General features: G+C 61.6%; 9 protein-coding genes. 4 read left to right on the forward strand and 5 right to left on the reverse strand.

Annotated features, from left to right (window positions below; genetic code table 11):
- Positions 1-74: 74 nt before the first annotated feature.
- The 5 genes from FTW19_RS25780 to FTW19_RS09465 are packed head-to-tail and all read right to left on the reverse strand — an operon-like array spanning position 75 to position 5707.
- Positions 75-239 carry a hypothetical protein gene (locus FTW19_RS25780; RefSeq protein WP_187143393.1) on the reverse strand — a complete coding sequence of 55 codons (165 nt, stop codon included), beginning with the start codon at positions 237-239 and terminating at the stop codon, positions 75-77.
- The gene (locus tag FTW19_RS09450) at positions 236-1927 is read right to left on the reverse strand and encodes an AMP-binding protein (protein ID WP_147647390.1); all 1692 of its coding nucleotides are present in this window, start codon (positions 1925-1927) and stop codon (positions 236-238) included. Before FTW19_RS09450 ends, FTW19_RS25780 begins: the two co-directional genes overlap by 4 nt.
- Positions 1928-1977: 50 nt before the next feature.
- Complete coding sequence (locus tag FTW19_RS09455) at positions 1978-2973, reverse strand: electron transfer flavoprotein subunit alpha/FixB family protein (RefSeq protein ID WP_147647391.1); 996 nt, start codon at positions 2971-2973, stop codon at positions 1978-1980.
- Positions 2970-3779 carry an electron transfer flavoprotein subunit beta/FixA family protein gene (locus FTW19_RS09460; protein WP_147647392.1) on the reverse strand — a complete coding sequence of 270 codons (810 nt, stop codon included), beginning with the start codon at positions 3777-3779 and terminating at the stop codon, positions 2970-2972. The genes FTW19_RS09455 and FTW19_RS09460 overlap by 4 nt, the downstream gene beginning before the upstream one ends.
- The gene (locus FTW19_RS09465) at positions 3776-5707 is read right to left on the reverse strand and encodes a heterodisulfide reductase-related iron-sulfur binding cluster (RefSeq protein WP_147647393.1); all 1932 of its coding nucleotides are present in this window, start codon (positions 5705-5707) and stop codon (positions 3776-3778) included. Before FTW19_RS09465 ends, FTW19_RS09460 begins: the two co-directional genes overlap by 4 nt.
- A gap of 170 nt (positions 5708-5877) precedes the next feature.
- On the opposite strand from FTW19_RS09465, the gene FTW19_RS09470 reads away from it, so the two are divergent.
- The 4 genes from FTW19_RS09470 to FTW19_RS09485 all read left to right on the forward strand — a co-directional run bounded on the left by FTW19_RS09470 (position 5878) and on the right by FTW19_RS09485 (position 12142).
- Positions 5878-6558: a TetR/AcrR family transcriptional regulator gene (locus FTW19_RS09470; protein WP_147647394.1), complete on the forward strand. Its 681-nt coding sequence runs from the start codon at positions 5878-5880 to the stop codon at positions 6556-6558.
- 112 nt (positions 6559-6670) lie between these two features.
- Entirely contained in the window at positions 6671-9112 is a 2442-nt protein-coding gene (locus FTW19_RS09475; protein ID WP_147647395.1) for a 3-hydroxyacyl-CoA dehydrogenase NAD-binding domain-containing protein, read from the forward strand.
- Positions 9113-9114: 2 nt separating this feature from the next.
- A complete protein-coding gene (locus tag FTW19_RS09480) occupies positions 9115-10299 on the forward strand; it encodes an acetyl-CoA C-acyltransferase (RefSeq protein ID WP_147647396.1) in 1185 nt (394 codons plus the stop codon).
- Between the two features lie 25 nt (positions 10300-10324).
- Entirely contained in the window at positions 10325-12142 is a 1818-nt protein-coding gene (locus FTW19_RS09485) for an acyl-CoA dehydrogenase family protein (protein WP_147647397.1), read from the forward strand.
- Positions 12143-12171: the final 29 nt, after the last annotated feature.

Below are 12171 nucleotides of genomic sequence, written 5' to 3' on the forward strand. Positions count from 1 at the left end.
TCCTCGGCGGACTCGCACCTGAGGTGAGTTGATGCCCTGATAGCAGCAATAGAGATCGTTGCCCTCAAACGCGATCAGGGTGAGCGTTCGGCGAGCCGTTGAGGGAAGTCTCGCCAATGCGAGACAGAGCCCAGGGCCTCATGCAGAAGGACGATCGTGCCGCGTGCATGCGGTGTGCTAAGGTGCTGGACCTCCAGCCGCTGACCGGTGACGTTGAGCAATGCTGGCGATGCGCTCATAGGCCGCGCGCCCATAAGACCGGTTTCTGCATCGCAATCCATTCATCCACGTGGGAGGCGTACCGCTTCTCGATCGCATTCCGCTTGAGCTTGAGGGTCGGCGTAATCAAACCGCTCGCGATGTCCCAGGGCCCATCGACGAGCGCGATGAAGGAGATCCGCTCGTGCGGGTCGAGTTCCGCATTGATATCGGCGAGCAGTCTTTCGAGCGCCTGGCGGAGCTCGCCATTCAGCCCGCCGCTCTCGCACTGCCTACGCGCTTCCGCAGAGAGCACGGAGAGCGCAAAGGGATGTGCGCGGCCATTGCCCATGACACAGGTGGCCTCGAGGGCGGTGTGGATAGCAAAGCGCTTTTCGATCGGCGCGGGTGAAACGTATTTGCCATTACTGGTCTTGAACTGATCCTTGATGCGGCCAATGATCTTTAGCTGGCCATCGGGAGCCATCTCTCCTTTATCGCCGGTACGAAAGAAGCCATCCTCAGTAAAGGACTCGCGCGTTGTTTCCTCATTGCGGTAGTAGCCGATCATGTTCATCGCACTGCGCATCTGGATCTCTTCGTCAGGGCCGATGCGTACCTCGACGCCGGGCAGCGCGGGGCCGACGTATCCCATGCGGAAGTTGTCTGGTCTGGGTGCGTGGGTGATGCCCGTCTCGGTGAGGCCATAGCCTTCGACAAGCGCGAGGCCGACACTGCGAAACCAGGCGAGAACCTCGCTTGACAGCGGAGCCGCACCCGAAGCGGCGAAGCGCACGTGCTCCAGCCCGAGCTGGCGCAGGATCTGCCGCTTCACATAGCTGCTGAAGATGGGGATACGGAGCAGGCGATTGAGCCACGGTTGCGGCACTCTCTCCAGTACGCCCTGGCGGAGGTGCAGATACAGCCGAGGCACAGAGAAGAAGAGCGTAGGGCGGGCGCGCTTGAGATCGGCGAGCAAGCTCTTCTGCCCTGCGGTGAAGTAGACGGTACAACCGATATGCAGGCTGGTAGCCTCAATGGCGCCGCGCTCGGCGATATGTGCCAGCGGAAGATACGAGATGAACCGCTCATTGCTGTCCATATTGGCCAGCGAGGCGATGGTGCTTCCCATCTGCGGGAAGAGGGAGAAGCGATGCATCACACCCCTGGGGTCACCGTTGGTGCTGGAGGCGTAGATGATGGTGGCCAGCGCATCGGCCCCGCGGGTGGGTGAGTCCAAAATCGGCTCGTATTCGGTGAGGATCTTGTCCCAGCGGCGGTCACTGCCGCGGAGCACCTCAGGCGCGGCGTTGGGCATAGCGATGCGCAGCACTCCTGCTGGAACGCCCTGCTGCATAGCCTCGATGTCGTCCACGGCGCCGAGGAAGCAGGCGCGGACATCGGCGTGCTGCAGAAGGGCGCGGATGGACTCCGCGCGGAGCGATGGATAGAGGGGCACGGTGACCATGCCGGCCATCCATGTGCCCAGCTCGGCGATGATCCACCAGGCACTGTTGCGGGCCAGCGTAGCCACGCGTGCGCCAGGCTCCCAGTCTTGCGCGCGCAGGAAGGCTGCGATGCGGCGCGCCTCGTCCATGGTCTGCTGCCAGGTCCAGGTGCGGATGCTGCCACCGTTCACGGGCTGGACGAGATAGACCTCCGAGGCACGAACGTGCTCCCAGTGGTAGGCCCGCCCAAGCGGGAGAAGATCATCGCCGAACTGCGCCATCCAGATGTCCTCCGATAAGTGATCTCTCCAGTGACTGGAAACAAGCGCTACTATGCGCCCCTGGCTTTCTTGACTGCTTCGGTAAGCGCTGGAACCACTTCGAAGAGATCGCCGACGATGCCGTAGTCGGCGACTTCAAAGATCGGCGCGTTCTCATCCTTGTTGATAGCGACGACGGTTTTCGATCCCTTCATACCAACCAGATGCTGGATGGCGCCGGAGATGCCGATTGCGAGGTAGAGTTTGGGCGAGACGGTCTGGCCAGAGCTGCCGACCTGCCGCTCCATAGGCAGCCAGCCGTTGTCGCAGATGGGACGCGATGCGGCAAGTTCGCCGCCTAATGCCTGCGCCAACTCTTCAACCATAGGCAGGTTGTCCTGCTCCTTGATGCCGCGACCGACCGAGACGATGATCGAAGCTGAGCCGAGATCGACGGTCTGGGCCGCTTCGCGGAAGGGCGGCTGGGGCTTGTTACGGATGGCGCCGGCATCGAGCTGTGGCGAGAATATCTCGACTGAGGCAGAGCCGGCCTCAAGCGAATCCGCGCGGAAGGCGCCGGCCTGCACGGAAAGGAAACATGGGGCTGAACCGGCGACGGGGCCGTTATGGCGATAGTCGGCGTTGAGCTTGCCCTGGAAGAGCTGGCGGATGAAGACAAAAGAGTCGCCATCCTTGCGCAGGCCGACAAGGTCCGCCAGCAGCACCTGACCGAAACGCGTGGCGAGGCGCGGGGCAAAGTCGCGTACCTGATAGGTGTGAGGCAGAACGACGAAGCTGGGTTCGAGCTTCTTGATGAGCTGCTCAATCGCCAACACGTAACCGTCAGCTGTGTAATCTTTCAGGAGCGCGTGCTCAACGCGATAGCCTTTGTCCAGCTTCTTGCCGGCAAGCTCACTGCCTAGCGGCTCGAGTTCGTGGCCTGCGATGGCAGCTGTCAGTGGCTGCCCGGCTGCTTTTGCCATCTCCTGCCCGGCGGCCAATGCCTCCCAGGACATTCGGTTGTACGCTCCGCCGCGATGCTCTAGCAAAACCAGGACTCCGCTCATATCACGCGCACCTCAAACTTCAATTTCTCGACCAGTTTCGCCGCAGCTTCGTTGGGTGAGCCTTCGAGCAGCTGCGTCTCCTTCTTCTTTTCCGGCAAGTAGACGCGTTCAAGCGTCACCGTAGGTGCCGCGGCCACAGGCAGATCGCTTCCGGAGACGCGGCGGACTTCCTTGGTTTTCGCTTTCTTGATGCCCATGAGCGTGGCGTAGCGCAGCTTGCTGATACCGGATTGGATGGTGAGCAGTGCGGGCAGCGGCATCTCGACGTGCTGGAACCAGCCATCTTCCAGCTCGCGCTTGACTCTCATGCTTAACCCGCTGGCCGATCCCTCGCCTGAGCCGCTTCCCATTCCGCCCTCTACCTCCACCTGCATGATGATGGTGGCGTGCGGAATCCCGAGCAGTTCGGCCAGCACCACCCCGGTCTGACCGAGGCCCAGATCATCCGATTGCAGCCCGGTAAGGATGAGGTCGGCCTTCTCGTCCTTGATGGCTGCGGCGAGACGGCTGGCGACGCCAAGGGTATCCAGCGAGGCCAGATCCTCGCATTCGATGTGGATGGCGCGGTCTGCGCCTTTGGCCAGCGCCTCGCGGATGGTCTGGGAGGCGCGCTCGGGCCCGGCAAGTAGTGCGACAACTTCTCCCCCGTGCTTCTCCTTGAGTTGCAGAGCCTCTTCAAGCGCGTAGGCATCAGGCTCGTTGATCTCATAGCTGAGATCGTCCTCGTCGATCCAGCGTCCGCCGGCATTGATATGCAGGCTGGAATCGCGGACTGGCACCTGCTTGATGGCGACGATGATCTTCATGCGTTCTGTACTCCATTGGATGACTTGGTGGCGTTGGAGATGGATTGCGCAGCGATCTGCGCGATATCGAGCAGTTGCGGCGGCGCATCACTGGTGGCGGCCAGCGCATCGCGAAACATGGTGTTGCAGAAGGGACAGGCGGCGCCTACGATGCTTGCGCCGGTCGCGGCAAGCTCTTTCGCGCGGACGTGACTCACACGCGCGTTACCGGCTTCCTCGCCGAGAAAGGCAAGGCCACCTCCGGCGCCGCAGCAGAAGGAACGCTCACGAGCGCGCGGCGGATCGATGACCCGGCCCGAGCGTGCCAACACCTCACGCGGCTGATCGTAGGAGCCGCGATAGCGCCCAAGGTAGCAGGGGTCGTGGTAAACAATGTCGGGACCGGAGGATTTCGGCAGCTTGTCCTGAAAACGCGCCATGAACTCGGAGTGATGCTCGACCTCGGGCGAGGCGCCGTAGTCCTTCCAATCTTTGGCGATGGTGCGCACACAGTGCGGGCAGATGGTGACGATTCTGGTGACCTTCTGCTGCTTCATGATCTCCAGGTTCTGTTCGGCGAGCTGCTGGAAGATGAGATCGTTGCCGAGACGGCGGACTGGATCGCCGGTGCACCGCTCTTTTTTAAGAACCCCGAAGCTGGTGCCGAGGTAGTTCATTACCTTCGCAAAGGAAGCGATGATCTCGCGGCCCTGAGGGTCGAAGGCGCCCATGCAGCCGAGCCATAGGCAGTATTCCTGTGAGCCGTCGAAGATCGGCAGCTCCTGCTTTTTGATGAACTTGTCCCGCTCGGTGGCGCTCATGCCGAGCGCATTGCCATTGCGTTCCAGCGCCAGAAAGAGCTTGGTGCCGTAGTCGTCCTCCCAGGCGCCGGTATTCACAGCGCCGCGGCGCAGGCCAATGATGACCGGCAGATGTTCGATGCCTACTGGGCACTGGTACTCGCATGCGCCGCAGGTGGTGCACTGGAACGCCGCCTCCTGCGAGTTGTACTTGCCGAGCAGCGGCTCCTCTGCGTGGGGGCCGAGATCGTTGAGATAGCTGCGCACACCGAGGATGATCTCCTTCGGGTTGAGCACCTTACCGGTGTTGGAGGCTGGACAGTGCTCAGTACAGCGGCCACACTCGACGCAGGAGTATGCCTGCAGCGCGACAAGCTGGGTGACATCCTTGCCCGTAACCAGGCCGAAGTCTTCATCGCCCGCGAGTGGTGGGATTCGGCTGAACTCGCCGCGTGAGAGAAAGACGGTGATGGGGCTCAGAACAAGGTGCAGGTGCTTGGTGTGAGGGATCAGGGGAAGGAAGATCAGAATACAGAGCGCATGCGCCCACCAGAGTCCACGTGCGGCGAATGATGCCGCCGGTACGGCGAAGGCAGCGAGATAGGTTGCCATGAGGGCGAAGATGAGGAGGGCGATAAAGCCAGACTCATACGAGACCTTGCGTCCCAGCCAGATGGGCCGCACGAAGAAGCGGCGGATAAAGAGTCCCGCGATGGACACGCCCACAAGCAATGCGAAGATGGCTGCAAACCAGAAGTAGAAGCTACCGATCCAACTCGCCGGTGACAGAAAAGACAGTCCGAAGCCCGCAGCAAAATGGTTGAGCGAGACCACTGCGAAAGCAAGAAAACCCCAGAAGACAAAGGCATGCGCCAGCCCGGGTAGCGGCCGCTCGCGGATGACTTTGGCCTGACAGAGGACTTCCCAAAAGAAATCCCAGATGCGCTTCCCGATGGGAGCGAGGCGGAAGTCGGGATCTTTGCGCGCGGTGAGGATGTCGCGTAAGACGCTGCTGAAACGCCAGAAGAAGCCGCCAAGCGAAAGCACGATCAGGACAGCAAAGAGAACCCTCTCCAGCATGGAGAAGGATTCTGGCTCCGCGTAGCGGAAGACCAGGGAGAGAGCGTGTGCGGTCAGCGCGTTATTCATTCGGCTGTAACCTGCCCGAGCCTACAAAGTGAAAGCTCTCTTACTAATTCGCGCCCCAAATTTCGCTTGCACAATCCAAGCGAGAGCGCGTAGAAGGAGTACTGCAAATCCTACCGGCGAGTAAGATATCAACCGGAAGGGGTAGTGTCAATCGCTATCGGGGTGGAACGATGTCCAAGCAGTCCGCAGCCTTACAGCCGCATCGACGGTTGTTCGCCGACCGCCGACGCAATCCGGACGCCAAGCGGGAGGCCGTGCTCCACACAGCTGTTCGGATGTTCCTCGGGCGCTCCTACGCGCGCACGTCGATGAACGACGTAGCGACGCAGTTGAATATCACAAAACCGGCGCTCTACCACTACTTCCGCAACAAGGAAGAGATCCTGGTGGAGATCTACCGGCTGGGGGCGGACTTGATCGACGAGGCGCTGGATTCGATCGAAGCCGATGAAAAACCTGGACTGGACAAAGTAACGGACTTTATCGGCGGCTATATCCGGATCATTGCCGGAGACTTTGGCCGGGCGATCATTCGGCTGGATGACGGGGAGTTATCGAAGGCTGGCCGCAAGCTGGTGCGCGCCCGCAAGCGCGAGATCGACCATCGGTTGCGAGCCCTTATCGACAGCGGCATTGAGGATGGATCCATTGCCTCCTGCGATGCAAAGATTGCGGCCTTCATCCTGGCCGGGGCCATTAACGGGATGGCCAGTTGGTATGAGCCTGCCGGGCCAATGGACCTGGCCGCTATCACAGGGCAATACGTTCGGATGCTGGCGGCGGGGCTGGCTACGGGAGGCCTGCCGGAGTTGTCCGAGCGCCAGACAATTGCGCCACGTCGCTTTGAGTAGAGGGCTGCACGGAGTAGAGGGCTGCACGGAGTAGAGGGCTGCGCGGAGGCACGATGAGCGCGTCAAACGGGATCTCTCACGAATCAGAGGTCAGGAATCAAACGAGGCGAGCATGGGAGCTGTTGCTGAGCAGGAAATGAAGACGACCAGGGTTGAGGCGCCGCTGCTGTTGCGCAAGGCCGCCGTCCTGGGTGCGGGGACAATGGGATCGAGAATTGCGGCGCACTTGGCCAATGTAGGCGTGAATGTGCTGCTACTGGATCTGCCAGGCAGCGAAGGTGGGCGAAACGTTGTTGCCGACAAGGCACTCGAGGCGCTCAAGAAGAGCAAGGCAGCTGCGTTCTACACACCCAGCGCCGCCATGCGCATCCAGACAGGGAACTTCGAGGATGACCTGGCCCAACTCGCCGAGTGCGACTGGATCGTTGAGGCAGTAACGGAGAACCTGGAGATCAAGCAGCAGCTGCTGGCGCGTGTAGCACCGCACGTGCAGCCGCATGCCTTCCTCACCACCAATACCAGCGGCATCCCGGTTGGCTCGATTGCCAGCGTGCTGTCTCCCGAACTACGCCGCCGTTGGTTTGGCACACACTTCTTCAATCCGCCACGTTATATGCGGCTTGTGGAGGTGGTTCCAGGACCGGATACCGACCCGGCGGCCATGGCCGCACTCTCCGCCTTCCTCGACCAGAACCTCGGCAAAGAGGTGGTCCGGGCACGGGACACGCCGAACTTCATCGCGAACCGCATCGGCATCTTCTTCATCCTGGAAACGCTGCGCGTGATGCGGGAAGAGGACCTGAACGTTGAGGAGATAGACGCCCTGACCGGCACCGCCATAGGCCTGCCGCGCACCGGCACCTTCCGGCTGGCAGACATGGTCGGGCTGGACATCCTGGCGTACGTGGCGCGAAACTTCGCGCAAGCCCGCACCGATGCTGGCGGACAGGCTGCGCTGCCACCCTTCCTGGAAACCATGCTTGAGCGCAAGTGGCTGGGCGACAAGACAGGTGGAGGCTTCTACAAGAAAGAGCGAAGCGCGGACGGGAAAGAGGAGCGCTTCGTTCTCGACCTGAAGACGCTGGAGTACCAGCCGACGTCGAAGCCCAAATTCCCGGCGCTGGATATGGCGAAGAACGTGGAGTCGCTGCCGGAGCGGCTGCGGATCCTCTTATCCGGTGACCAGAAGAAGGACAAGGCGGCGCGCTTCCACTGGAAGCTGCTGACGCGGCTTTGGAACTACTCCGCCGATTGCCTGCCTGAAATTGCAGACTCTGCGGCCAGCATCGATGCAGCGATGCGCGCCGGCTACAACTGGCAGCTTGGCCCGTTCGAGATGTGGGATGCAGCCGGCGTAGCGGAGACAGTCGCCCGCGTGCAGGCAGCGGACGAGCCTATCAGCCCGGTTGTAGAGGCCATGCTGGCCGGCGGGGCAAAGACCTGGTATGCCGACAACGGCACTGCCTATTATGACCTGGCGACACGGCGTTATCAAACGGTGGCGCGGCCTGCGGGCATTGCGCACATCGCTACCTTCCGAGCCAGCAACGGGGTCGTGCGTGCGAACCCGGGGGCATCGCTCATCGACATCGGCGATGGCGTCGGATGCATCGAGCTGCACTCGACGAAGAGCACGATCGGTGATGACATCATGCGGCTGATCACAAAAACGCTTGAGCCCTCGTCGGAGTTCGTGCGCGACTTCCGCGCCTTCGTGATCTCCAGCGATGCAGAGAATTTCTCGGTTGGCGCAAACCTGATGCAGCTGCTGCTTGCCGCCCAGGAAGGCGAATGGGAGGATATCGACCTGACGGTTCGCACCTTCCAGCGCATGACACAGTCAATCAAGTTCTGCCCGCGGCCGGTGGTGGTTGCGCCCTACGCATTGTGCCTGGGAGGCGCGACGGAGATCTCGCTGCACGGTGCACGGCGGCAGGCACATGCCGAACTGTATATGGGGCTGGTAGAGACGGGTGTCGGCCTGATTCCCGGTGGCGGAGGCACCAAGGAGTTCGCGCTGAAGGCGACCGATGAGGCAATTCATGCCTTTGGCGATGCATCCCGCGTCGCCATCTCAACCGAAATCGTAGACACCATGAAGCAGGCCTTCGAGACGATCGCGATGGCGAAGGTCTCCACCTCTGCGGCCGAAGCGCGATCGCTGAACCTGTTGACTGAAGAAGACGGCATCACGCTGAACCGCGAGCGGCTGCTGCTGGAGGCAAAAAACGCCACTCTTGCCCTGGCGGACGCCGGGTATCTGCCGCCGGTGATGCGCTCCGAGATTCCCGCTGCAGGCGAGAGCGTGCGGGCGACGCTCCGGTTGGGGGCCTACCTCATGCAGCAGTCCGGTTACGCGAGCGAACACGACGTGAAGGTGGCCGGGCACGTTGCGCATATTCTGTGCGGCGGCCGCGTCGCGCCCGGCACGCGCGTGAGTGAGCAGTACTACTTGGATCTGGAGCGCGAGGCCTTCCTCTCGCTTTGCGGCGAGCGCAAGACGCAGGAACGCATCGCCTACACGCTGAGCAACGGCAAACCCCTAAGGAACTAGTTATGCAGGAAGCAGTGATTGTCAGCGCCGTCCGTACACCGGTCGGCAAGGCAGGACGAGGCAGCCTCGCTACAACGCGGCCGGATGATCTAGCGGCCACGGCGATTGAGGGCGCATTCGCGCGCGTGCCGCAGCTCGACAAAGGCGAAGTGGATGACGTCGTTCTGGGCTGCGCGCATCCCGAAGCAGAGCAGGGCATGAACGTGGCGCGGATCGCGAGCCTGCGTGCTGGTCTGCCGGTGGAAGTCTCAGCGATGACGGTGAACCGCTTCTGCGCATCGGGTCTGCAGGCGATTGCGCAGGCAGCAGATCGTATCCGCGGCGGTGGCGCATCGGTGGTCGTGGCCGGCGGCACGGAGTCGATGAGCATGATCCCCATCGGTGGTCACAAGATCAGCGCCAACCCGTGGCTGGTTGACAACATGCCTGCCATCTATCTCTCGATGGGATTGACGGCGGAGCGGGTGAGCGAGCGCTTCCATATAAGCCGCGAGGACGCTGATAGCTTCGCGCTGGCCAGTCATCAGAAGGCCTTGAAGGCGATCGCCGAGGGACGCTTCACGGACGAGATCGTGCCGGTGGAATGGACCGAACGCACACCGAAAGCCGGCTCTGCAAAGCCAGAGGAACAGAAGCGTAGCTTCCAGATCGATGAAGGACCGCGCGCCGATACATCCGCTGAGGCGCTGGCCAAACTGAAGCCCGCCTTCCATGTGAAGGGCACGGTGACGGCGGGCAATTCGTCACAGACCTCCGATGGCGCGGCGGCCACCATTGTGACCAGTGCGGAACGCGCGGCCGCCTTGGGCATGAAACCGATGGCGCGTTTCGTCGCCTTTGCTACCGCGGGTTGCGCTCCGGACGTGATGGGAATCGGACCGGTACATGCTGTGCCGAAGGTGCTCAGGATCGCCGGGCTGAAACTGGAAGACATTGGCCTGGTGGAGTTGAACGAAGCCTTCGCCGCGCAGGCGCTCGCGGTCATTCGTGAACTTGGTCTCGATCCGGAGAAGGTGAACGTGAATGGCGGCGCGATCGCGCTGGGACATCCGCTGGGCTGCACTGGTGCGAAGCTGACCGCAACATTGCTGCATGAGATGCAGCGCCGCAAGGTGCGCTATGGCCTGGTGACGATGTGCGTGGGCGGCGGCATGGGTGCAGCAGGCATCTTCGAGAATCTGAACTGATTTTGCTAGAGACAGGAGCGACTTGATGACAACGCTGGCATCACAACCCACTACGACGGTCAAAGCCGCTGCTGGTGGCAGCTTCCTGATCGAGGAGCGCACACCGCAAGAGGTCTTTACCCCCGAGGACTTCAACGACGAACAACGGCAGATCGCCGAGGCCGCCTCGAACTTTGCGCAGAAGGAGATTCTCCCGGCAGCCGACGCGATCGAGGCAAAGGACTATAAGGTGACACGCGGGCTGCTGGCGAAGGCCGGCGAGCTGGGACTGATGGCCACCGACACGCCGGAGGAGTATGGCGGCCTTGCGATGGATAAGGTGACGTCGGCCATTGTGGGGGAGAAACTCTCTGTGCTGGGCAGTTTTGCCGTTACCTTCAGCGCACACGTGGGCATCGGCATGCTGCCCATCATCTGGTACGGCACTCCGGAGCAAAAGCAGAAGTATCTGCCTAAGCTGGTGACCGGTGAGTGGGTGGGTGCCTACGCCCTCTCTGAGGCCTCCTCCGGCTCGGACGCGATGAGCCTGCGCACACGCGCCGTGCTCTCCCCGGATGGGCAACATTACATCCTGAACGGCGAAAAGATGTGGATCACCAACGGAGGCTTCGCCGATCTCTTCACCGTCTTCGCAAAGGTGGACGGCGAGAAGTTCACGGCCTTTCTGATCGAGCGCAATACACCCGGCTTTTCCGTCGGCAAGGAGGAGCACAAGCTGGGCATTCGCGGCTCCTCCACCTGCCCGCTGATCCTGAGCGATTGCAAAGTGCCGGTGGGCAACCTGCTGGGCGAGTTGGGTAAGGGGCACCATATCGCCTTCAACATCCTGAACATCGGCCGTTTCAAGCTGGGCGCAAGCGCGATTGGCGCCGCAAAGAATTCACTTGCAAATGCGGTGCGCTATGCCAAAGAACGTAAGGCCTTTGGCAAGGCCATCGGCGAGTTCGGCCTGATCCAGCAGAAGCTGGCCGAGAGCGCGACCGGCATCTTCGTGGGCGAGAGTATGGCCTATCGCACCATCGGCATGATCGATGCGGCGCTGGGCTCGCTCGAAGGCGACAAGGCGCATGACGCGCGGGAGATCCAGAAGAAGGTCGAAGAGTATGCGGTTGAGTGCTCCATCCTCAAGGTATGGGGATCCGAGATGCTGGACATGGTGGTGGACCATACGATGCAGATTTATGGTGGCTACGGTTACGTGGAGGAGTATCCGGCAGAGCGTGCGTATCGCGACTCGCGCATCAATCGCATCTTCGAGGGTACGAACGAGATCAACCGGCTGATCATCACCGGATGGCTGATGAAGCGCGCGGCGAGTGGACAGCTACCGCTGCTGGACGCGATCAAGAAGCTGATGGCAGAGGTGATGGAGCCGCCCTCCTTCGACGCTAGCGACGATACCGATGACCCATTGAGAGCCGAGGCAGCGTTGCTTGCGAATTTGAAGAAGGCGGCCCTCTTCTGCTCTGGCTCAGCGACGCAGAAGTACCTTCAGGCACTGCAGGATCAGCAGGAGATCATGGGCGACCTGGCGGACATGACGATGCAGGTCTTCGCGCTGGAATCAGCACTGCTACGCGCGCGCAAGCTGGCGTCGCAGCCCCAGGCCCAAAAGTCACAATTGCAGACAGCGCACGCGATGGTGAAGCTCTTCGCAGCCGATGCGCGTGCGGTGGTCGAAAAGGCTGCGCGACGTGTGCTGGCCGCTGTTGCCGAGGGTGACACGTTGCGCACCCAACTCGCTATCCTGCGGCGGCTGCTGAAGCACACACCGGAGGACACCATCGCGCTGAGCCGCGCTGTGGCACAGCGGCAGCTCGAGGCGGGTGGCTACAAACTCTGAATTAGAGCATCTTGCCAGGCGATCGCATC

Origin of the sequence: Terriglobus albidus (assembly GCF_008000815.1) — a bacterium.
GTDB lineage: Bacteria > Acidobacteriota > Terriglobia > Terriglobales > Acidobacteriaceae > Terriglobus > Terriglobus albidus_A.